The sequence below is a fragment of the Celeribacter sp. SCSIO 80788 genome, assembly GCF_051054295.1.
In the GTDB taxonomy this organism is placed as follows: Bacteria; Pseudomonadota; Alphaproteobacteria; order Rhodobacterales; family Rhodobacteraceae; genus Celeribacter.
On record NZ_CP150482.1, the window covers coordinates 870,918 to 893,009 of the forward strand.

At 62.8% G+C, this 22,092-nt stretch carries 22 protein-coding genes; 12 read left to right on the forward strand and 10 right to left on the reverse strand.

Annotation, left to right across the window (positions count from 1 at the left end):
* Positions 1-25: 25 nt before the first annotated feature.
* The 6 genes from V1471_RS04525 to V1471_RS04550 form a co-directional block, all read right to left on the reverse strand.
* Positions 26-2,317 carry a calcium-binding protein gene (locus tag V1471_RS04525; RefSeq protein ID WP_434287131.1) on the reverse strand — a complete coding sequence of 764 codons (2,292 nt, stop codon included), beginning with the start codon at positions 2,315-2,317 and terminating at the stop codon, positions 26-28.
* 130 nt (positions 2,318-2,447) lie between these two features.
* On the reverse strand, positions 2,448-3,233 hold the full coding sequence (locus V1471_RS04530; protein WP_434287132.1) for a 23S rRNA (adenine(2030)-N(6))-methyltransferase RlmJ: 786 nt from the start codon (positions 3,231-3,233) through the stop codon (positions 2,448-2,450).
* A complete protein-coding gene (locus V1471_RS04535) occupies positions 3,233-4,561 on the reverse strand; it encodes an HlyC/CorC family transporter (RefSeq protein WP_434287134.1) in 1,329 nt (442 codons plus the stop codon). The genes V1471_RS04530 and V1471_RS04535 overlap by 1 nt, the downstream gene beginning before the upstream one ends.
* A gap of 200 nt (positions 4,562-4,761) precedes the next feature.
* Positions 4,762-5,703, reverse strand: a complete 942-nt coding sequence (locus V1471_RS04540) for a site-specific tyrosine recombinase XerD (protein ID WP_434287135.1) — start codon at positions 5,701-5,703, stop codon at positions 4,762-4,764.
* Positions 5,700-7,283 carry a hypothetical protein gene (locus tag V1471_RS04545; protein ID WP_434287136.1) on the reverse strand — a complete coding sequence of 528 codons (1,584 nt, stop codon included), beginning with the start codon at positions 7,281-7,283 and terminating at the stop codon, positions 5,700-5,702. The genes V1471_RS04540 and V1471_RS04545 overlap by 4 nt, the downstream gene beginning before the upstream one ends.
* Before the next feature lie 11 nt (positions 7,284-7,294).
* Positions 7,295-7,432, reverse strand: a complete 138-nt coding sequence (locus V1471_RS04550; protein WP_096804977.1) for a hypothetical protein — start codon at positions 7,430-7,432, stop codon at positions 7,295-7,297.
* A gap of 167 nt (positions 7,433-7,599) precedes the next feature.
* On the opposite strand from V1471_RS04550, the gene V1471_RS04555 reads away from it, so the two are divergent.
* The 3 genes from V1471_RS04555 (at position 7,600) to V1471_RS04565 (ending at position 10,409) form a co-directional block, all read left to right on the forward strand.
* Positions 7,600-8,160 (forward strand): shikimate kinase, encoded by a 561-nt coding sequence (locus V1471_RS04555; protein WP_434287137.1) that lies wholly within the window; start codon positions 7,600-7,602, stop codon positions 8,158-8,160.
* Entirely contained in the window at positions 8,157-9,266 is a 1,110-nt protein-coding gene (gene aroB, locus V1471_RS04560; RefSeq protein WP_434287138.1) for a 3-dehydroquinate synthase, read from the forward strand. Before V1471_RS04555 ends, aroB begins: the two co-directional genes overlap by 4 nt.
* Positions 9,267-9,440: 174 nt before the next feature.
* Positions 9,441-10,409 carry a GGDEF domain-containing protein gene (locus V1471_RS04565; protein ID WP_434287139.1) on the forward strand — a complete coding sequence of 323 codons (969 nt, stop codon included), beginning with the start codon at positions 9,441-9,443 and terminating at the stop codon, positions 10,407-10,409.
* Between the two features lie 6 nt (positions 10,410-10,415).
* Here the strand turns inward: V1471_RS04565 and V1471_RS04570 are convergent, their stop codons facing one another.
* Positions 10,416-11,243 (reverse strand): universal stress protein, encoded by an 828-nt coding sequence (locus tag V1471_RS04570; protein WP_434287140.1) that lies wholly within the window; start codon positions 11,241-11,243, stop codon positions 10,416-10,418.
* Between the two features lie 205 nt (positions 11,244-11,448).
* The gene (gene ssb / locus V1471_RS04575; protein ID WP_434287141.1) at positions 11,449-12,000 is read right to left on the reverse strand and encodes a single-stranded DNA-binding protein; all 552 of its coding nucleotides are present in this window, start codon (positions 11,998-12,000) and stop codon (positions 11,449-11,451) included.
* A gap of 160 nt (positions 12,001-12,160) precedes the next feature.
* Between ssb and V1471_RS04580 the strand changes: the two genes are divergently transcribed.
* The 3 genes from V1471_RS04580 (at position 12,161) to V1471_RS04590 (ending at position 14,324) form a co-directional block, all read left to right on the forward strand.
* Positions 12,161-12,784 (forward strand): lytic transglycosylase domain-containing protein, encoded by a 624-nt coding sequence (locus V1471_RS04580; protein ID WP_434290862.1) that lies wholly within the window; start codon positions 12,161-12,163, stop codon positions 12,782-12,784.
* Between the two features lie 98 nt (positions 12,785-12,882).
* Positions 12,883-13,413: a hypothetical protein gene (locus V1471_RS04585; protein WP_434287142.1), complete on the forward strand. Its 531-nt coding sequence runs from the start codon at positions 12,883-12,885 to the stop codon at positions 13,411-13,413.
* Positions 13,414-13,637: 224 nt separating this feature from the next.
* Positions 13,638-14,324, forward strand: coding sequence for a hypothetical protein (locus V1471_RS04590; RefSeq protein WP_434287143.1), 687 nt, complete (start codon positions 13,638-13,640; stop codon positions 14,322-14,324).
* Between the two features lie 83 nt (positions 14,325-14,407).
* Here the strand turns inward: V1471_RS04590 and V1471_RS04595 are convergent, their stop codons facing one another.
* Both V1471_RS04595 and miaA read right to left on the reverse strand, forming a co-directional pair.
* The gene (locus tag V1471_RS04595) at positions 14,408-15,301 is read right to left on the reverse strand and encodes a helix-turn-helix domain-containing protein (protein WP_434287144.1); all 894 of its coding nucleotides are present in this window, start codon (positions 15,299-15,301) and stop codon (positions 14,408-14,410) included.
* 174 nt (positions 15,302-15,475) lie between these two features.
* Positions 15,476-16,459 (reverse strand): tRNA (adenosine(37)-N6)-dimethylallyltransferase MiaA, encoded by a 984-nt coding sequence (gene miaA, locus V1471_RS04600; protein WP_434287145.1) that lies wholly within the window; start codon positions 16,457-16,459, stop codon positions 15,476-15,478.
* A 39-nt stretch (positions 16,460-16,498) separates the two neighbouring features.
* Here miaA and pyrH point away from each other — a divergent pair, with 39 nt between their 5' ends.
* The 6 genes from pyrH (at position 16,499) to rseP (ending at position 21,921) form a co-directional block, all read left to right on the forward strand.
* On the forward strand, positions 16,499-17,248 hold the full coding sequence (gene pyrH / locus V1471_RS04605; RefSeq protein ID WP_434287146.1) for a UMP kinase: 750 nt from the start codon (positions 16,499-16,501) through the stop codon (positions 17,246-17,248).
* Positions 17,249-17,317: 69 nt separating this feature from the next.
* Positions 17,318-17,878 (forward strand): ribosome recycling factor, encoded by a 561-nt coding sequence (gene frr / locus V1471_RS04610; protein ID WP_066709640.1) that lies wholly within the window; start codon positions 17,318-17,320, stop codon positions 17,876-17,878.
* A gap of 93 nt (positions 17,879-17,971) precedes the next feature.
* Positions 17,972-18,700, forward strand: a complete 729-nt coding sequence (locus V1471_RS04615) for an isoprenyl transferase (RefSeq protein WP_434287147.1) — start codon at positions 17,972-17,974, stop codon at positions 18,698-18,700.
* Positions 18,697-19,386 (forward strand): phosphatidate cytidylyltransferase, encoded by a 690-nt coding sequence (locus V1471_RS04620; protein WP_434287148.1) that lies wholly within the window; start codon positions 18,697-18,699, stop codon positions 19,384-19,386. Before V1471_RS04615 ends, V1471_RS04620 begins: the two co-directional genes overlap by 4 nt.
* A gap of 9 nt (positions 19,387-19,395) precedes the next feature.
* A complete protein-coding gene (gene dxr / locus V1471_RS04625) occupies positions 19,396-20,559 on the forward strand; it encodes a 1-deoxy-D-xylulose-5-phosphate reductoisomerase (protein ID WP_434287149.1) in 1,164 nt (387 codons plus the stop codon).
* A 15-nt stretch (positions 20,560-20,574) separates the two neighbouring features.
* The gene (gene rseP, locus V1471_RS04630) at positions 20,575-21,921 is read left to right on the forward strand and encodes an RIP metalloprotease RseP (RefSeq protein ID WP_434287150.1); all 1,347 of its coding nucleotides are present in this window, start codon (positions 20,575-20,577) and stop codon (positions 21,919-21,921) included.
* The last annotated feature ends 171 nt before the right edge of the window (positions 21,922-22,092 follow it).

The window sequence follows — 22,092 nt, forward strand, 5'->3', positions numbered from 1 at the left end:
CGCATCCCGCGGCCTGAGCGCCGCCTTAAACGGTGATGCTGAGATCGCTCAGGCTCAGATCGCTTTCGACAAAGGTGATCCCCTCGGCGGCAAAGATCGTGGCCAAAAGCCGCGAACTGCCGCCCTCCGTCAGGGTGATCTCAAAGCGGTTCACCGCCGCATCGAAGTCGATCTGCACCGAGGCACCCGGCGTTTCGGAAAGATCGAGCGCAATCATATCCTCGCCCGGCGTGAAATCCGAGATCGTGATGGCGCCGTCCTGATCGGGGTCCATCCCCGCCTCGGCCACAAGCGTCACGCTGTCCGCGCCACCGCCGGTGACGATCTCGCCTCCGGTCACGAGCGTGCTTTGCTGCGTGACGATAATCGTGTCATCGCCCGATCCGCCGTCCTTCAGGTCGCCGTAAACCGTGTCGTTGCTGGTGACGATCAGCGTGTCATCGCCGTCGCCGCCGGACACGAAGACGCCGCCCTCGACAAGGCTTGTGTCGATCACATCGTCGCCCGCGTCGCCGTAAATCCGGACTTGGTCGTAATACCCGTCTTCGAAGAGGGTGATGGTATCGTCGCCCGCATCGCCATGGACCACATAGCTGTCGGAGCTTGCGCTGATCGTGTCCGCGCCGTCGCCGCCGTCGATGGTGGAATAGGCGCCCCCCACGATGGTGTCGTCGCCCGCGCCGCCTTCGATCGTGTCGTAGAACAGGCCGGTGATCGTGTCATTTCCATCGCCGCCGTAGAGGACATCTTTGTCGGCGGTGGAGAGGCTGGTGTCGCCCGAGACAATCGTGTCATCGCCCGCGCCGCCATAGATCGTGTCGGAGCCGCCCTCGCCATCGAGGATGTCATCGCCCGCGCCGCCAAAGATCGTGTCGTCGCCCGCACCGCCGGTGATGGTGTCGTCTTCATCGAGCGTGGTGAGAAGATTGTCACCGTCATCGCCCGCAAGCACGATCGGCAAGCCGTTGCCGGTGAGGGTGATCATGCTCAGCATCTCCTCCTCGCTCACAAGGTCTTCTCCCTCGGCGAGATAGATCGTCACCGGCGAAATCACCTCGCCATCCATGTCGAGATCGAGCAAGTAATAAGGCCCGCCCGCATCCGAATGCAGGCTGACGGAATAGGTCCAGCTCTCGTCCCAACCGCTCAGCGACACGTTCAGCGTGTCGAGCCCCGGTTCGAAATCCGTCACCGTGGTGTCCCAGGCGCTCAGGTCGTCGGCTTCACTGAAATAGGTGCCGGTGGTGAAGGTGTCGGCCCCGTCGCCGCCGGTGGCAATCGCCTGTTGTTGCATGGCAAGGACATCGTCGCCCGCACCGCCATCCAGAATGTCCATCGCGTCGTCGGCCAGATTGCCTCCGGCCCGCCCGCCGATCAGCGTGTCATTGCCGTCGCCGCCGGAGAGCGTGTCCGACCCATAGCTGCCGACGATCCGGTCATCGCCTGCGCCGCCATCGGCCACATCGTCGCCTGTGCCCGCCCAAATGGTGTCGTCGCCATCGTCGCCATAAAGCGTGTCATTCCCGGCATTGCCGTGCAGCTCATCATCGTCTGCGCCACCGTGGAGCGTATCGTCGCCGGTCTGACCGGAGAGAAAGTCTTCGCCCAGCCCGCCAAACATCACGTCATCGCCCGCACCGCCATAGAGCCTGTCGTCGCCCTCGTTGCCGTCGATCGCATCGTCACCGTCGCCGCCGTCGACCCGGTCGTTGCCCCAGCCCGCGTCGATCACATCCGTGCCGTCGCCGCCATAGAGCTTGTCGGCCCCGCCGCCGCCCGACAACACGTCATTGCCGGTGCCGCCATAGAGCACATCGTGTCCGCTGCCACCCGAAAGGACATCGTCACCGTAATTGCCGTCGAGATAATCGTTGCCGCCGTCGCCTTCGAGCGTATCGTTTCCGTAATCGCCATAGACCAGATCGTCACCGGAGCCGCCGGAAAGCGTATCGTCGCCCCAGCCGGCGTAAAGCGTGTCCTCGCCCGCACCGCCCACCAGCCGGTCGTCGTCCTGCTGGCCGTTCAGAACATCGTCGCCCAGTCCGCCGAAGAGCGTGTCATCGCCACGTCCGCCACGCAAAAGATCGTCGCCCGCGCCACCGCGCATCTCATTGATGACGTCGCCGCCGTAGAGCGTATCATCCGAAGCGGAGCCGAAATTCCAGACCGTCGTGGTTTCGGTGTCGGAAAGATCATCTCCGGACAGCTCATCCGCGGCGGCGGGGTCCGTTTCGGTTTGATCTTCCTCGGTGTCGAAAAGACCGGTCGCGGCATAGGCCACGGCAGACCCGGCCAGAAGCGCAAAAACAGACAGCATATTTACCCCACAGCAAATGTATTTTCGTTAACTATTTATTAATAAATGTCCATTAGACGCGGGAGTCCATGGGAAAAAGGCAAAAATATTGCACTCGGCATGACGGCGCGACAGAGCTGTAAAAGTCTTGTTATTGTGTCAGCTGTGCGAACAATCCGCTCAGCCGCGCGCCTTCTTCCGCCAGTCCCCAAGGCGCGTTGACGAAGATCATGCCGGAGCCGATCATGCCATGGCCTTCGCGGGCGGGGGGAAAGCGGACCTCGTGTTTGAGAAAGCCGGGCAGGGCGGAGGCCTCAAGCGCACGGGTCATTGCGACATGGGCGCCCGTGGTCAGGATCGGATACCAAAGCGCGATGACGCCGACGTTCCATTTGCGATGGAGCTTGGCGATAAATCCGGGGATCGTCGCGTAATCGGTTTTGATTTCGTAGGGCGGGTCGATCAGGATCATCCCGCGTCGGGGCGTCGGTGGGCAGAGGCTTTGTGCCAGAGCAAACCCGTCTTCCTTCACCAGATGCGCCCCGGTGCCGCGCATCGCCGTCTTGAGATGGTCGAACTCGCCGGGATGCAGCTCGGCCAGATGGATTGTGTCGATCTCGCGCAGCAAAGCCGCCGCAATCGCCGGAGAACCGGGATAGATCGTTGGACCATGACGTCCCGCGACGGTTTCTCGCGCACGGGTATAGGGGTGCTCCGCTCCGAACCAATCCGCAACCTTGAGAATGCCCTCGGCGGCTTCGCCGGTCTTCTGCGCCTGATTGCCCGCAAGGTCATAGAGCCCGCGCCCGGCGTGGGTCTCGATATAGCTCACCGGCTTGTCCTTCTGCGTCATGTAATCGAGGGCGGTGGCCAACAGACCGTGCTTTTGCACATCCGCCAGATTGCCGGCGTGAAACCCGTGTTGATAGGACAGCATCAGATCACTTCCAGCGGTCGGATTTTCAGCTTGGTGATGCGGTTGTCTTTGCGCTCCATCACCTCGAACCGGTAGCCGTGGAAAGAGAACACCTGACCGGGGACGGGGATGGTCTGGGCCTCGTGGATCACCAGACCGGCCATGGTGTTGGCCTCCTCGTCTGGCAGGGCGCAATCCGTCCAGCGGTTGAAGTCGCGGATCGTCATGCCGCCGTCAACCTCCCAGTCGCCGGTCTCGCCGGATTGCTTCGGCGCATCTTCGGAGCGGTCGAATTCATCGGTAATCTCGCCGACGATCTCTTCCAGAATGTCTTCGAGCGTGATCAGCCCCTGAAGCGCCCCGTATTCATCGACCACGAGGGCGAAATGCGTGTGGCGCTTGAGAAATTGCCGCATCTGGTCGTCGAGCGTGGTGGTTTCCGGCACGAAATAGGGCTTCATCGCGACGGTCATCACGTCGAAATCGGAGAAATCCACCAGCATCGTCGGGTGCTCGCTCTCATGCGCCACGCGGTCGGCATGCATGCCGCGCAAGAGGTCTTTCGAGTGCAGGACGCCGACGATGTTTTCCGGGTCGTCGCGATAGAGCGGCAGGCGGGTGTGCGGGCTTTTCAGCGAGCGTTCGAGGATTTCGCGCGCCGGCAGGTCGACATCCAGCATTTCGATCTGCGAGCGGTGCAGCATGATCTCCTCGACCGTGCGATCCGCCAGATCGAGCGCGCCCAGCAGACGGTCGCGGTCTTCCTTCTCCACCGTCCCCTCGGACATGCCAAGGGTGATGGCGCCGACGATCTCTTCCTTGACGGCGAGAACGCCCGCATTCGGGTCGGTCTTCACGCCGAAAAGGCGCAAGATGCCCCGCACCAAAACCCGGACAAAGGCCACCACGGGGGCGAAGATCTTGACCACCACGGCAATCGGCCCGGCGACACGGGCGGCCGCCAGTTCCGGGTTGGTAATCGCATAAGTCTTTGGCAAGACTTCGGAAAAGATCAGAACCAGAACGGTCATGATCATCGTCGCAAAGGCCACGCCGTTCTGGCCGAACAGCTTGGTGAACAGCGCCGTCGTCAGCGAGGTCGCCAGAATGTTCACAAGGTTGTTGCCCAGAAGCACCGAGCCGATCAGCCGTTCGCTGTCCTCGGTCACGCTGAGTGCGCGCTCTGCGCCCTTGTCGCCCTTGTCGGCCTGGGTGCGCAGCTTGCCGCGCGAGGCGGCGGTCAGGGCGGTCTCGGAACCGGAGAAAAACGCGGACAACACCAAAAGCCCCGCAATCGCGGCGGCGGTGATCCAGAAGGCGGCGTCTAAAAGCGAGGAAGTCTCTGTCATGGCATGGTTATGGGCATGCGGAGGCGTCTTCGCAAGAGGCTCTCAAGGCCATAAGCGCCTGTCATGAAAAAAGCCGCCTTGTCGTCGAAAATGCCGGTCGGATTTGCGTCGGCTTTGCGTCGGACTTTTGTCGGGCACCTGTATGGCAACAGGTCCCTCTGGGCTTACGGCTTTCCGATGGCGAAAATACTCGGATCACCTCAGCCTTCCGCCAGCGGATGCTTGGTCAACACCAGTTCCCTGAGCCGTTCGTCGAGCACATGGGTGTAAATCTCTGTCGTCGAAAGATCGGCATGACCCAGAAGCGTCTGGATCGCCCGCAGGTCGGCACCATGGGCCAGAAGATGCGTCGCGAAAGCGTGGCGCAGCGTGTGCGGCGTGACCTTGGCGGGCGATACTCCGGCCTGAACCGAGATGTCCTTGATCAGCTTGTAAAACCCGTCGCGGGTGATGTGACCCAGCTTGCCACGCGAGGGAAAGAGAAAGGCCGAAGTCTTTGCCCCGGTCTCACGTTTCGCCAGATCCTCGGCGGCGTCGCGCGCCGAAAGCCAGTCCCTGAGCGCGGCGCGGGCAGGTTCCGAGAGCGGCACCATGCGCTCCTTGCCGCCTTTGCCCATGATCAGCAACAGCCGGGGATCGCCGCGTGTGGCCGAGACAGGCAGGGACACAAGCTCGGAGACGCGCATGCCGGTGGCGTAGAGGATTTCCATCAGGCAGGCGTTGCGCAGCCGTTCGGCCTCCGTCCGGCCCAGCTCACGCGCCGCATCCAAAAGGCGCGACACCTCGTCTTCGGACAGGGTTTTCGGCAGACGTTTGGTGCGCCCCGGACCCTTGATCTGGATCGCCGGATTGTCGGCACGCCAACCTTCCTCGAAGGCGAAGCGGTAAAGCTGCTTGATCGAGGAAAGCCGTCGGGCCCGGGTCGACTGCGCCAGCCCCTCGGCCTCGCAGGCGACGAGATAGCTCTCGATCTGATCGCGGCTGGCACTCTCGAACGTGGCGCCTTTGCGGGTCAGCCATTCGGAGAAGCCCACAAGATCGCGCCCGTAGGACAGTCGCGTGTTTTCCGCTGCGCCCAGCTCCGCCATCTGCGCCTCGGCAAAGGCCGAAATCCAGCGGGCGTCTGAGGCCGCGAGGCTCATCCGCGTCGTTCCAGCAAAAGAAGTTCCAAAGAGGCGCGCCGCGCCGAGGCCTCAAGCCCGATGGCGCGGAAGAACTGGATCGCATCGGAGAGCTCATCGAGATCGCCCGCCGCCCCGCCTTCGAGCAGTTCGATGCCACGCAGGATCGCTTCGCCCAAGCGTTGTTCGTTCACGAGGGTTTCGAGCCGGACGGGAACGCCCGAGGTGCGGAAGCCGGACGCGATGGCGCGCGATTGCGCATCCACCGGGCGCTGGGTCGGCAGGTTGCCGGTGGCGATACCGTGCAAAAACACCTGATCGCGGGTCAGCGGCGTCGCCCATTTCAACGCGATCTTTTCGTAATCAGGGGACAAAAGCGCCACCTCGAAAGCGATCTCCGAGGCCTCGCCGGTCAGCGGCAGCGCGGCGAGACGTTGCGCGAACAGCTCGGCGAAGACCGGTTGCAGCCCGGAGGCGCGCATTGCGTCCCAGACCTTGGGCAGGCGCAGGGAGACGATTTCGAGGTCGTTTCGTGCCAGCGCGGTCTCGAAACTCTGGAGCGCGTCGATCCGGTCCCAGATGCCGCCCGAGGCCGCCGGGAGGTGTTCGGACCAGATGCCGAGCCAGCGGTTGGGCGAGAGCGCGCCGACGCGCGCCAGACGCTCGGCGGCGGTGGCGCGGGCTTTCCAGCCGGAGGTGGCGCGCAGGTCGGATTGCGCGAAGGCCAGCGGCAGGGACGAGGTGGGCAGCGGCTCGCCGATGGCTTCCATCAGGCGGAAGGTGAGCGGCGTCGGATGATCGGGGACCGGCAGGGGCGGTTCGCCCTCGAACAGCTCGGGGTCGAGAAAGCGCGCGAGCAATGTGCCCTGATCCTCGCGAATGAGGCCCAGCGCCTCGCCGGTTTCCAGTGTCAGTGCCGCCGCACTCCAGTCGCCGCCGCGCGCGAGGCAGAAGATCCGGGCCTGAAGCGCGGGCGAGAGGCCGGGCGTGTGATTGAGCCGGGCGCAGGCGGCGTCCTCGGTGCCCAGAAGCAGTTTGGTGTCGAAGGCGCGGCGAAAGATTTCCGGCGTGGTGAGGCCCGCAAGCTCCATCAGCGCATCGGCCTCGTCCAGCAGCCCCTGCGCCAGAAGCGCGTCGATCCGGGCCAGAAACAGCCGCCCGTCGCGATCCGATTGCACCGGCGGGTCGAGTTCCGCGAGCACCAGCGTGTTCAGGAGCCGTCGCGAGGCGGGCAAAAGATCGGAGCGGGCGGAAATCGTGGTGATACGCCGGGCGATGTCGCTGGCGGTGGAGGCGCCCCAGAGGGTGCGCGGCAGGCCGGTGGTGGAGGCGGGCAGGAGCCCGGCGGCATCCGGGTCGGGCGCATCGAGCGGGATCACCGTGACCTCTTCGGGCAGGGCGTTCTCGGAAATGTCGCTGGCCTCGGGGGCGGTGAGCGGGCGCGGGGTTTCGAGCGTGTCGGACAGCCAGTCGATGGCCGAGAGCGGTTTGTCGCCCGCAGCGGTCTGAGCCTCGAGGGGCAGGGCCGCGAGCAGCAGGGACAGGGTCAGGCCGGTTGGGACGCCGACGTGTCGGCGAGAGAACGGCGAGGGGGCGCGCATGGGCGAGGGGCCTATTTCAGCTCGAGTGTGACGGGGGCGCGCTGTTCGCTGCGCTCGGGCGAGAGATCGCCGACATAGGCGAATCCGATGAAGCCGATGAGGCCGAGAAGGATGAGGACGGCCAGAAGCCGGAAAAGGAATTTGCGCAAAGTTCACTGCCTCCGTTGCGCCGGGACCCGCCGGTCGGACTGTTGTCGTCCGTGATTTTCCGCCGGTCCCGGGTTTTCTCGGTTTTATATATGGCATTTTTCGTAAGATCACGCCATTGAGGGGGCGAAATTTTCATCGGCGGGAAATTGCCGCCGGTGAAAGGCAGATGAGGGGTGTTTTCGTGAGCGGGTTGAGAAAGACCGTGGCCCTTGTGGGCATGATGGGGGCAGGCAAGACGGCGGTGGGCAAGGCGCTCGCGGCGCGTCTCGACGTGCCCTTTCTCGATTCGGATCAGGAGATCGAAAAAGCCGCCGACCGCAGCATTGCGGAGATTTTCACCCGCGATGGCGAGGCGTTCTTTCGGGCGCGCGAGACCGAGGTGATCGGTCGGCTGCTGGACACCGAGCGCGGTATCCTGTCGACCGGCGGCGGTGCGTTTCTCTCCGAGATCAACCGTGCGACGATCGCCGAGAAGGGCGTCGCGGTCTGGCTCAAGGCCGATCTCGATCTGTTGTGGAGCCGGGTGAAACACAAGAACACGCGGCCGCTGCTGCGCACCGACAACCCCTATGAGACCCTGCGCGAACTGGTGGCGGCGCGCACGCCGTCTTACGAGATGGCGGGGATCGTGGTCGAATCCGAGCCGGGGCTGTCGATCGAGGATATGGCCGACAAGGTGGTCGAGGCGCTCAAGGCCCATGGTGGAATTCTGGAGGAAGATCAATGAGCTACCAAACCGTTCACGTGCCTTTGGGGGATCGCGCCTATGATGTGCGGATCGGTGAGGGGCTGGTGGCCGAGGCGGGGGCGCATATCGCGCCTTTGTTGGGCAAGAAGAAAAAGGTTTTCGTGCTGACCGACGAGACCGTCGCGGGGCTGCATCTTGAGACGTTGCGGGCAGGGCTTGCGGGCGCGGGGATCGAGATGGTCGCGCTGGCGCTTCCGGCGGGCGAAAGCACCAAGGCCTGGCCGCAATTCACCCGCGCGGTCGAATGGCTTTTGGCCGAGAAATGCGAACGCCGCGACATCGTTGTGGCCTTTGGCGGCGGTGTGATCGGCGATCTGGCGGGGTTTGCCGCGTCTGTTTTGCGCCGGGGCGTGCGCTTTGTGCAGATCCCGACGACGCTTCTGGCGCAGGTCGACAGCTCGGTCGGTGGCAAGACCGGCATCAACGCGCCGCAGGGCAAGAACCTGATCGGCGCGTTTCACCAGCCCTCTCTGGTGCTGGCGGATATTTCCATCCTCGGCACGCTGACCGAACGTGATTTCCTCGCGGGCTACGGCGAGGTGCAGAAATACGGGCTTTTGGGCGACGAGGGCTTTTTCGAATGGCTGGAGGCCAACGGACCGAAACTGGCGGCGGGCGATATGGCACTTCGGGCCGAGGCGGTGCGGCATTCGGTGCAGATGAAGGCCGATATTGTCGTGCGCGACGAAACCGAACAGGGCGACCGCGCGCTTTTGAACCTCGGGCATACCTTCTGCCATGCGCTGGAAGCGGCGACCGGCTATTCCGACCGGCTTTTGCATGGCGAGGGCGTGGCCATCGGATGCGCGCTGGCGTTCGAGCTGTCCGCGCGTCTGGGCCTGTGTTCGCAAGAGGCCCCGAGCCGGGTGCGCGAGCACCTCAAGGCCATGGGTATGAAATGCGATCTCAAGGACATCCCCGGCGATCTGCCCTCGGCGGAGGCGCTCGTCGATCTGATGGCGCAGGACAAGAAGGTGCTCGACGGTCAGCTCCGCTTTATCCTCGCGCGGGGCATCGGATCGGCCTTTGTGACGGCGGATGTGCCGCGTGAGGCGGTGCTTGCGGTGTTGCAGGACGGCCTCTGAAAACGACAAAAAACTTTGGGATTTGCGTTGGCCCCTTGGGGTGTGTTCAACTGTGCCTGCATAGTTTTTTTACAAAATCATTTTAAAAAGCATTTCTGTGGATTGCGAGTGTATGGTCGGAGAGCGATGGGGGAAGCCATGGCCGGTATGAAGACCCTTCGAAAGAGATTCCAGGTGCCCACGGCGCTGGGGAGTCCCTTGATTGCGAAATTCATCGCCTCGATGGCGATCCTGATCCTGCCGGTCGCCATCGTCCGCTATATCGTGCTCGGTGAATATCTGCTGTCGGCCTATTACATCTTGCTCGTGGTGCTGATCGCCGTCGATCTCAGGGCCTATCTGAAATGGCAAAGGGTGCCGATCAATCCGAGCTTGCTCCTGATTGCGGTGCAGGTGGGGGTGTTCGAACTGATCGCCCATCATGGGGCTTCGGCCTCTGTCTGGTTGTTTCCGCTCACGGTGGCGGGATTCTTCTATTCCTCGCTCTCGGTGGCGCAGGGCATCGGCTTTCTGGTCAGTCTTCTGGGCGGGGGGCTGATTTACCATGTGACCGGGGATGTCTTGTTTGCCTTCCGTTTCGTTCTGGCGCTGGCCACGGTGGTCGTGTTCATGCGGTTCATGTTGAGGACGATGAAACGGCTTGAAGACGATCTTGGCGATGCGGTGGAACGCGACCCGCTGACCGGCTGTCACAACCGCCGCGCCTTCATGCGCCGTCTCGAGGAGGGGCGGTTCGGGGGGGCGTCGGGCAGTCTGCTGTTCATCGACATCGACCATTTCAAAGAGGTCAACGACAGTTTTGGCCATGTCGTCGGAGATCAGGTGCTGCGGATGATGGTCGAGGGCATGAGCGAAGTGCTGCGGCGGCAGGAATATCTCTATCGCATGGGAGGCGAGGAATTCGCCGTGCTTCTGCCCAATGTGCCAGTCGAACTGGCCGTGCGGGTGGGCGAGCGGTTGCGCCGACATCTCGCGGAGAAGGTCCTGCCGAAGGACATTCGGCTGACCATTTCTGTCGGTGTGGAAAGCTATTCCAGCCCGGACGAGATCGAACAGACGCTGACCCGCGCCGACGCCAATCTCTACCGGGCGAAACAGGCCGGGCGCAACACGGTGATGCACCCGGGCTCCATCGGCGACTGAGCGGCTTCAGCCGCGCACCACCAGAAGATCGCTCTGCGGATCGCGGATCTGCTCTTCGGTGAAGCCGCCGAGCAGGCTGGGCGACAGCGGCATGCGGCCATGGGCGCCCAGCGCGAAGAGATCGGCGCCGCTCTGCGCCATGGCGTCGGTATAGGCATCATGCACGCTGGCGGGGGTCACTTCGGGTTTCGGCAGTCCCTCGGGGATTGCGGCCTCGTCCCACCAGGCGTCGAGCCGGGTCTGGGCGTCCTTGACGAAGGGGGCGAGTTGTTTCTCGCTGGCGTTACGGGCGATCATGCCCTGATAGGGCACGTGCACGGCGTGGAAGGTGGTGATTTTCGCCTTGGGCGCGAGGCTCCGCGCGGTGCGCCCGGCGGCGAGGCAGGAGGGCGACAGGTCGACGCCGCAGAGCACCGAGGCATAAGGTCCGGTCACCGGGTCGTGCACGAGAAGCACCGGGCGATGCAGCGCACGCACCAGCCGTTCCATCGTGGTGCCGGAGAACATGTCCCAGAACGGGCGCGGTTTGTGCACGCCCAGCACCACCAGATCGACGTCGAGCGCCTCGGCCATCTCCGCGATGGTGAGGACCGGATCGCCGGTCTCGACCACGATTTCGGTGTCCTCGGGCGCATGTTCGGATTGCGCGACCGCGCCGAGCACCTCCTCGGCGGTCTGGCGCATGCGGGTGATGACCGTGGCGGGCAGATCCTCGTCGATCACATGCATCAGGACGATCTTGCCCCCCTGTTCCTTTGCGAGCTGGACGGCGCGTTCCACAGCCCGGTCCGAGCGGGACGACAGGTCGCTTGCAACGAGAATACGGTTCATCATGATCTCCTCCTGATGTGATGCGGGAACCCGCTTCCTCTGCGGGCTTCTTTCTATATATGGGGCGATTCCGGCGATTTTTGAGAGGAGGGGGACGAGATGTCGCGGCCTGTTTCGTCGCGGGGTTTCTTCCAGCCTGTTGCGCGAGGTCGAAACGAAAACACCCCGCGCGGGCGGGGTGTTCGGTCCGGTCCGGTTCTGAGCGGTCTCAGAACGGGATTTCGTCGTCGTCGAGCGAGGGGCGGGAGCCGCCGCCGGAGCCGCCTTGCGAGCCGCCGCCGTAGCCACCGCCGGAGGAGCCGCCGTAGCCCGGATCGTCATAGCCGCCCGAGGGGCTCTGATCGTAACCGCCGCCGTAGCCGCCGCCACCGCCCATGCCGCCGCCACCCTGACCGCCGCCGCCTTCGCCGCGACCGTCGAGCATCACCAGCGTGGCGTCAAAGCCCTGAAGCACGATTTCCGTGCTGTAGCGATCCTGACCCTGCTGATCCTGCCATTTGCGGGTCTGAAGCTTGCCTTCGAGATAGACCTTGGAACCCTTGCGGAGATATTGCTCGCAGACCCGCACGAGGCCTTCAGAGAACACCGCCACCGAATGCCATTCGGTGCGTTCCCGGCGCTCGCCGGTGTTGCGGTCTTTCCAGTTTTCCGAGGTGGCGATCCGCAGGTTGCAGACCTTGCCGCCGTTCTGGAAGGTGCGCACTTCCGGGTCCCGCCCGAGATTGCCCACGAGGATGACTTTGTTCACGGACCCGGCCATTGAACTTCTCCCTGAGATTCTAGAGTTGGTCCCCGTTACACCATTGCCGGGGGCCGAGGGGCAAGGGCTAAAATCCGCCTGCAAGGGACACAGCGTTTGAAATGCGCGGATTTACGGCTATAGTCCGCGCGTTAGGGAAACGGTGGACGGATTTCACAAGATGGTGGCGACGCGGGCGCGGTGTGTGTCGGTTTGTGTGTCGGGGCGTGGATATGCTCTGGCGCTGGGTGTGGCGATCTGTGCTCTGCCGGGGGCGGTTTTCGCGGGTGATACGCTGTCGACCAGCAACCGCATGGCGATTTTTGCCTCCCAGCTCGACGTGCTCGACGGGCGTGCCGCTGACCAATATTCCAACTCCGTGACCTATCAGCCGGAACGCTTTGGCGCCGACGGTCTGACCCAGCGCTACACCGGGGCCTACAAGGGGCAATATTTGCCTGTGGCCGAACAGATGGCGCGCAAGCATGGCGTGCCGACCGATCTGTTCCTGCGCCTCGTGCAACAGGAAAGCGGCTGGAACCCGACGATCCAATCGCCCAAAGGTGCGACGGGACTGGCGCAGCTCATGCCCGATACGGCGCGGCTTTTGGGCGTGAACATCAACGATCCGCATCAGAACCTCGAAGGCGGGGCGCGCTATCTGCGGATGATGTACAACCGCTTCGGCAACTGGCGTCTGGCGCTTGCGGCCTATAACGCGGGGCCCGAGGCGGTGGACAAATATGACGGTGTGCCGCCCTATCAGGAAACCATGAATTACGTGCGGATCATCTACGGGTCGTAAGCCCGTCGACCGGGGCCGGGAACCATTCACCCGCCTCAGGGGTTGTCCTTTCAACGCAACGCGGTGCGCCTGCATCGCCGTTTGAAAGGATAAGACACATGAAACGTACCGTTCTGTTTGCTCTTCTGACCTCCGCTTCCGTGACCGCGGGGCCGCTTCTGGCCGAACCGCTCGACATTTCCTCCGTCGAGGTCGAGGCCAATCTCGAAGCCGTCGATGCGAACGCGCTCGACCGCTGGCCGGCGATTGCCGAGGACCTGACGCTGGCGATCACCGCCGGTCTGAACGACCGGATGGAAGAGGGCGGCGATTATGACGTCCGGGTCGATGTGACCGAGATTTCCAATCTGGGCGCGACCTATCTGAGCGATGACGGCGAATTCAACCAGCTCGAAGGCTGGGTCTATGTCGACGGCCCGGGCTCGGATGAAGCCCTGAAGAAATTCCACATCATGCTCAAGGCCGAGGAGCTTGAGGGCTTCAAGCCGGTGAATGTCGCCATCGTGCCGCCGGACCGCGCCGCGTTCTACGACGCGCTGGTGATGGCCTTCGCCGATCAGGTGGTGACGGATGTCTCCGAGCTTCAGACCGAATGGCTGGTGCCGGATCAGGCGGACGACAAGTCGTAAGACAGTCTGTTGGAAGGACAAAGGCGGGGTTTTGGCCCCGCCTTTTTTATGGGGGGCGGGGAGGTGAGTTTGGCTTACAGGTATGAGCGGAGTGGCAAGGGAGGAGCGCAGAGAATAGCTAGAATGAGGCCTTTAAAGGCGTTGTTTTTTCAAGGAGTCGTATGCAGTGTCTGATGGAGCACCCAGTCACGCTGTTGGCTCTATTGATAGTTGGGGAGGGTAGAGTGCCGAGTGACCATCTTCTGAAATTTGACGAAACTGTTGACCGGATCAAAAAACAGCAATCATTCGGTCTGTCTTGTTATGCATTTCTCGCAGGCATCGCAGACAATTCGGATCGCAATGCGAAGTACCTTAATAGTTATGCTGGCCATGCTCTGGATCTATGCATTCGCAGTGTTCAAAGCGGTCTTGTCCTTTTCTGTAGCCGACACTGGGAGCCACAGGACGAGTTTCATTCCATCCCTGCCGCGAGAACTCATGCCGAAAAAGCTCTGGGCGAAATTGTTAGTAGGCATCGCGCGTTCTTTGAGGCTAATGAAATCGAGCGAGATGCCCAAGATTTTGATGGGTACTTTAGAGTATTATCTTCCGATGTAGGCAAAGTGGGAACATCTCGAGCGCGGAGCCAAATTCGGGTTCTCCGGACCGAGCATTATGCCCATTTGGCGGAAAATAGTAGGGATCGAAAGCGCGCGCTCCACGAGAATCCCGATTTTGATATGGATGACCTAACCGTCAACTCACTCCTTGCCTTTGCAAGGCAGACAATAGAATTGGGGAGCCGCTTTATATACCTAAAAGAAAGGTTGTGCTCTGAATTTGATCAGCAGGTTTCTCACAGAACAGAATACTATGACAAATTTTGGGATAACTTGCCTATATTCTCGGAGGTCGAGGGGCCTCTCTAAGCGGCTAAATCGAAGCGATAGCTCCGTTCGCCACGCAGATCGTCCTAACTGACTCCTCAGAGGCCGCCCCTCCGCAGAAAAAATCACCGCGTCTGGCGGAAGTCCCTTGGCGACAGGCCGGTATGTTTGTGGAACGCGCGGCTGAAATAGGCCGCCGAGTGAAAGCCGAGTTTCTCGGCGATGGATTTCACCGGCAGGTCGGTTTCGCGCAGCATCCGGCGGGCTTCGAAATGCAGCCGGTCGGCGAGGATTGTCGAAGCCGAGCGGCCGCAGGCGATGTTGCAGGCGCGGGTCAGGTGCGTGGGGGTCACGCCGAGGGCTGCGGCGTAATGGCCGACCGAATGGCCCTCGCGCAGCTCGCTTTCCACAAGGGCTGTGAAAGCGGCGGCGAGGCGGCGGGAGGCGTCGGGGGCCATGTCGTAATCGGGCATCACCGACATCTGGCGTTCGAGCCAGACGGCGATCATCCCGGCCTGAAGCGCCATGGCGCGGTCGCGGCCCGGCTGATGGCCTTCGATCTCGCGTTGCAGGGCCTCGATCATGCCGGTGATCTCGTTTTGCTGATGCACTTCGCGAAAGCGCATGTGCAGCGGCTCTTCGGGCAGGCCGAGGGTGACATCGTCGGGCAGGTGGACGCGGTAGCCCATGACCTGACCGACGGGCTCGAAGCCGTACATGGTGCGGGTCGGCAGGAACAGAAGGTTGTGCGGGCCGAAACCGCGGGTGACGCCGGAGACGGTGATCCGGCCCTGACCGCGGGTGAACCACAGAAGCGTCGGGCTGCGGTGGCTGCGCATCGCCTGCATGCGCCATTTCTCCGCCGTCGAAAGCGTGTTCGAACCGCGCCCCAGCGGCAGCACGCGATAGGCGGGCTGGGCGGGGATGTCGGGAATGTCCGGCGTGCGCAGCTTGCGCTTTTTGGGGGTCTCGGGGAGCGGGGATGCATCCGCCGTGACGTGTTCTGTGACTTTGGACATCTGCCCCAGAGGTGGGGTTTGGAAAATTTTTCTCGAAAAGCTCTCGGGCATGGCGCAGGATCGTGTTCGGTTTGTACAACTTGGCCGACCCTAGCGTCGCAGAAGGGGCTGTCAAAGAAAATCTTGTGTTTTCAATGTGATATGTTTTTTTCTTGGGGTGCCCGCTAGCGCTGCTCAGGGCAGCGATATCTTGTGGTAGGCCTTCATGCGCGCTCTAAACCATGTGCGCTGACGCTTGGCATATTGCCGGGTGGCGATGGTTGCGGCCTCTTTTGCCTCCGAAAGCGTCATCTCGCCCAAGAGATGCGCGATGAGTTCCGGCGCGCCGATGGCCTTGGCGGAGGGCAAAGCGGGGTCCCAGGAGGCGAGATTGGCGCGGGCCTCATCCAATGCGCCGTCGCGCAGCATGATTTCGAATCGCTGCGCAATGCGGGCGTTGAGCCAGTCGCGGTCGGCCTCCATCACGATGGGAAAGCAGGCGGACAGGGGCAGGGCGGGCGGCGGCGTGTTGGCCTGCCAGGCGGCCAGACCGCGGCCGGTGGCGCGCAAGACCTCCCAGGCGCGTTGCACCCGCATCGGGTTGAGCCGGTCGATCTTTTGCGCGGTTTCGGGGTCTTCGGCGTCCAATTCCGCCAGCAGCCCGGCATGACCGCCCTCGTCGAACCGCCGGGCGTCGGCGCCTGCGCGGATCTCTGCCGGGGTTTCCGGGATCTCGACCAGCCCTTCGGTGAGTGCCGCAAAATAAAGCCCGGTTCCGCCGACGATGATCGGACGTTGCGGACCGGACAGGTAGGGCGCGATGTCGCGCAGCCAGTGCCCGACGGAATATTGCGCATCCCCGGCCACGTGACCGTAAAGCACATGGGGCGCGCGGGCCTCGTCCTCAAGAGACGGGCGGGCGGTCAGAACGCGCCAGTTTTCAAACACTTGCAGCGCATCGGCATTGACGATGACACCGCCCTGCGCACAGGCGATCGCGAGCGCCAGCGCGGATTTTCCCGAGGCGGTCGGACCGGCGATCAGCACCGGCTGGTCGGGCGATATGTCGAACGGCAGGGTCATGTCTTCGCGGGTGGCATTGCACGGCGCATTTGTCCAGAGGCAAAAGGGGAAAATTATTGCGAAGGGCGCATTGATCCTGCCGGGATTTTCGACCATTTTGACGCCATCAACGACATCGAAAACCGGGGACATCTGATGAGCGACGCTGCGCTTGAGCCGGGCAAGGGCCACCCTGCCACGAAATATAAACGTGTGCTTCTGAAAATCTCGGGCGAGGCGCTCATGGGCGATCAGGGCTTCGGGCTGCATCCGCCGACCGTCGAACGCATCGCGCGCGAGGTGAAATCGGTGCACGATCTCGGGGTCGAGATCTGCATGGTGATCGGCGGCGGCAACATCTTCCGCGGGCTTCAGGGCTCGGCGCAGGGGATGGAGCGCACGACGGCGGATTACATGGGGATGCTGGCCACGGTGATGAACGCGCTGGGGATGCAGGCGGCTTTGGAAGCGCTCGGCATTCACACGCGGGTGATTTCGGCGATCACGATGAACGAGGTGGCGGAGCCTTACATTCGCCGCCGCGCCGTGCGTCACCTTGAGAAAAAGCGGATCTGCATTTTCGCGGCGGGCACCGGCAACCCGTATTTCACCACCGATACGGCGGCGACGCTGCGCGCCAATGAGATGGCCTGCGAGGCGATCTTCATGGGCAAGAACGGGGTGGATGGGGTCTATGACAAGGACCCGAAAACCAACCCGGATGCGAAGCGCTACGATCACGTCACCTATGACGAGGTGCTGCGCAAGAATCTCAAGGTGATGGATGCTTCGGCGATTGCGCTGGCGCGCGACAACAAACTGCCGCTGATCGTCTTCCCGCTCGATGCGCCGGGGGGCTTCTGCTCGATCCTGGCGGGCGAAGGCACCTATACATTGGTGAACTGATCCGGCTATAAGCACCGGCGATGCGCCTCTCTTCGGGGAGGCATTCGAGAGATAAGAAGGGGAACACCCATGTCTGAAGAGTTCGAACTCGACACCGCCGATCTGGCAAAACGGATGGATGGCGCAATTTCCAATCTGCGCACGGAATTCGCCTCGCTGCGCACGGGTCGCGCCTCTGGCTCGATGCTGGAACCGATCATGGTCGAATCCTACGGTCAGATGACCCCGATCAACCAGGTCGGCACGGTGAACGTGCCGGAGCCGCGCATGGTGACGATCAACGTCTGGGACAAGTCGATGGTCAACAAGGTCGAAAAAGCGATCCGCGAGAGCGGGCTCGGGATCAACCCGCAGCTCAATGGCACGATCATCATGCTGCCGATCCCGGAGCTGAACGAAGAGCGCCGCCGCGAACTGACCAAGGTCGCCGGTCAATATGCCGAACACGCCCGCGTCGCCGTGCGCAACGTGCGTCAGGACGGCATGCAGCAAATCAAGAAGAACAAGGACGGCATGTCCGACGACGACCAGAAATTCTGGGAATCCGAGGTGCAGGAGCTGACCGACAAGCATATCAAGCTGATCGACGAACATCTTGCCTCGAAGCAGGAAGAGATCATGCAGGTGTGATCCGCGTCGGGGCCGTGGCCCTGCGGGACGACCGATGCGATTGCGAAGCGCCCCGCCCGGGCGCTTCCGCTGTAGAGTAAAGTGAGATACGCGATGAGCGACCAGACGCCGAAGAACATGGGCGGGCCGAAACATGTCGCCGTCATCATGGACGGCAACGGTCGCTGGGCGCAGTCGCGGGGCAAACCGCGTCTCTTCGGCCACCATGCCGGGGCCAAACGGGTCAAGGAGATTGTCCGTGCCTGTCCCGATCTCGGCGTCGAGTACCTGACGATCTTCGCCTTCTCCACCGAGAACTGGAAACGCACCCAGACCGAGGTTTCGGGGCTGATGAATCTGTTTCGCCGCTATATCCAGAACGAGATGAAGGGCCTTGTGGCCGAGGGGGTGCGGGTGCGGTTCATCGGCGACCGGCTCAGGCTCGACAAGAAACTTCAGGCCCTGATGGACGATCTCGAAGCGGTCACGAAAGACAACACCAAGGTGCATCTCACCATTGCGATCAATTACGGCGGCCGCGACGAAGTGGCGCGTGCGGTCCGGGCGCTGGCCTGTGAGGTGTCGCGGGGCGAGCTGGACCCGGAGACCGTGGATGAGACGACGCTGACCCGCTATCTCGACACCCGCGTGTTGCCGGACCCGGATCTTGTCATCCGCACCTCGGGCGAGGCGCGGATCTCGAACTTCCTTCTGTGGCAATCGGCCTATTCGGAATATGAGTTCATCGACACGCTCTGGCCGGATTTCACCGCCGATGTCTTTGCCCAATGCGTTTCGCGCTATGCGGGCCGGGATCGCCGCTTCGGGGGGGTGAAGTCATGAGCATGGCCCCAAAATCCGGCAAATGGCGCGATCTGGCGCCGCGGCTTCTGTCCGCGGTGGTGATGGTCGCCGTGGGGCTGGGCGCGGTGTTGTCGGGGCATCTGGCCTTCACCGTTCTGGTGATCGCGGTCGGTTTGATCGGGCTTTGGGAGCTCTGGCGCATGGCGCGGATCAAACAGGCGGCGGGGGGCTTTGGTCCCGGCGATCAGCCCATGCTGGCGCTCTATCTGGTCGTGTTGCTTCTGGGCTGTCTCGGGCTGATCTCGCTTTCCGCGGAGGGCGGGCGGGCGCTTTTGCTCTATGCCATCGGGCTTGTGGTGGTGACCGACAGCCTTGGCTATCTTGTCGGCAAGACGCTGGGCGGTCCGAAATTCTGGCCGCGGATCAGTCCGAACAAGACCTGGTCGGGCATTCTTGGCGGCTGGGTCGGGGCGATGATCTTTGCCTATTACACGCACGCCTATATGCCGGAAGGTTTCGTGCGGCTGTGGTTCTTCGTCACCTCGGCCATGGTGCTGTCCTTCGCCTCGCAACTGGGCGATATGCTTGAGAGCGCGCTGAAACGCCGGATGGGCGTCAAGGACAGTTCCAATATCATTCCCGGCCATGGCGGCGTGCTCGACAGGTTCGACGCGCTTTTGGCCGTGGGCGCGCTTTACGTCATTCTCGCGACGATTTTCGGCTGAGGCAGAGGCATGCGACGCATTTCGATTTTCGGGGCGACGGGCTCCATCGGGCAATCGACGATTGATCTGATCCGGCGCGACCGTGAGGCCTATGACGTGGTGGCGCTGACCGGTGGCGGCAATATCGCGCGTCTGGCGCAGGATGCCATAGATCTCGGGGCCAAGGTGGCCGTCACCGCCTATGAGGACCGGCTGCCGGAATTGCGCGCGGCGCTCTCGGGGACGGGGATCGAGGCGGCGGCGGGGGACGTGGCGCTGATCGAGGCGGCGGACCGTGAGGTCGACTGGTTCATGTCGGCCATTGTGGGCGCGGCGGGGCTGGCCCCCGGTTTGCACGCGCTGCGTCACGGCAAAACGCTGGCGCTGGCCAACAAGGAAAGCCTTGTGACCGCCGGGCCGTTGCTTATGGACACAGCGAAAGCGCATGGCGCGCGCATCCTGCCGGTCGACAGCGAACATTCGGCGGTGTTTCAGGGCCTCGTGGGCGAGAACCCGGCCGAAGTCGAGCGCGTGATCATCACCGCCTCCGGCGGGCCGTTCCGCGACTGGTCTCTGGAGCAGCTCAAGGGCGCGACTCTGGAGCAAGCCTGCAAGCACCCGTCCTGGGACATGGGGCAGCGGATCACGATCGACAGCGCGTCCATGTTCAACAAGGCGCTCGAAATCATTGAAACCAAAGAATATTTCGGTTTCGCCCCGGATCAGATCGAGGTTTTGGTGCATCCCGGTTCCTATGTCCATGCGCTGGTCGGGTTCCGCGATGGGGCGCTGATGGCGCATCTCGGCGCGCCGGATATGCGCCATGCCATCGGTTATGCGCTCCATTGGCCGGAGCGGCGCGACCTGCCGGTGGAACGGCTCGATCTGGCGAAAGTGGGCCAGTTGCGGTTCGAGGCCCCCGATGAAATCCGCTTCCCGGCGCTCAGACTGGCGCGCGAGGTGATGGCGACGGGCGGATTGGCGGGCGCGGTGTTCAATGCCGCGAAAGAGGCGGCTCTGGACCTTTTCATCGCCCGAAAGATCGGGTTTCCCGACATGGCGCGGCTTGTGGAGCGGGTGTTGACGGAAATGTCAGCCGGTGTGAGCCTTCGGGTTAACGCTCTGAGCTTGGAGACGATTTTAGAAGCCGATAAAGAGGCACGGGCACGGGTTTTCGACCTGAAAGCAGCCTGAGGGGGATTGGAGACTATGGATTTGAGCAGCCTGTTGAACAGTCTGGGCGGGGGCGCTTTCACGCTGGTGTTCTTCATCGTCGCCCTGTCGATCATCGTCACGGTGCATGAATACGGCCATTACATCGTCGGGCGCTGGTGCGGCATCAGGGCGGATGTGTTCTCGCTGGGATTCGGCAAACCGCTCTGGCAACGCACCGACAAGCGCGGCACGGTCTGGCAAATCGCCTCGTTGCCCTTTGGCGGTTATGTGAAATTCGCGGGCGACGCCAATGCCGCTTCCGCCCCCGATGCCCATGCTGTCGAGGGGCTGAGCGCCGACGAGGCCCGCCACACCATGCCCGGCGCACCGTTGTGGGCGCGCACGCTCACCGTGGCGGCGGGGCCGGTGTTCAACTTCATCTTCTCTTTCCTCGTTTTCACCGCCTTCGTGGTGAGCATCGGCAAGGCGTCCGACACGCTTGTGATCGAAAAGGTCCAGCCGATGCCCACTGAGGTCGGGTTGCAATCCGGTGACGAGGTCTTGGCCATCGAAGGCGTCAAAGTGCCTGCGCCGGAGGAAATGTCGGGCTTTCTCGAAGAGTTGCCGCGCGCGGCGCGGGTGTCCTACACTGTGCTGCGCGACGGGCAGGAGGTCACGGTCGAAGGGCCTTACCCCTATCCGGTGATCGTTGCGGGCATTTCTCCGAAATCGGCGGCGCGCGATGCCGGGCTGAAGGCGGGCGACGTGATCACGGCGCTCGACGGTCAGCCGGTCGAGACCTTCTGGGACCTTCAGGACTATGTCGGCAGCCATGACGGCGCGGCGATGACGCTCACGATCTGGCGTCCGACCGAGGCCGAGGGCGAGACATTCGAGACCACGCTGGAGCCGCGTCGCCGCGATGTTCCGGGTGCGGATGGCGGGTTCGAGACCCGCTGGCTGATCGGCATCACCGGCGGCATGCTGTTCACCGTGGGCTCCGAACCGGTGGGGATTGGCGAGGCCATGGCTGCGGGGATCGGTGCGGTCTGGCAGATCATCACCATGTCGCTGTCGGGGCTGGGGCATATGATCACCGGGGCGATTTCTGCCTGCAACATCTCGGGGCCGGTGGGCATCGCCGAGGTGGTATCGACCTCTGCCTCCGACGGGGCGAGCAGTTTCCTGTGGACCGTTGCCATGTTGTCGACCGCGATCGGTCTGATGAACCTCTTCCCGATTCCGGTGCTCGATGGCGGGCATCTGGTGTTCTACGCCTATGAGGCGGTGCGCGGCAAACCCCTGCCGGACCGGGCCGTCGGCGTGATGATGACCGTCGGCATGGTGGTGATCATGGGCTTCATGGTGCTGGGGCTCAGTTCGGATCTGTTCTGCAAGTGATCTGAACGCAGCCCTGTCTCTGCCTCCTGTTATTGCGCCCGGATCGGACTTGATCCGGGCGTAAGTTTTTTCTGCGAAAAACTGCGAAACGGCAAAACGGTCCAAATCCTGCCACATTCGGCGCGTAAAGCAGGCGCAGGCGGGACGCTTCTCTGCGCCCCTCTTCGGTGT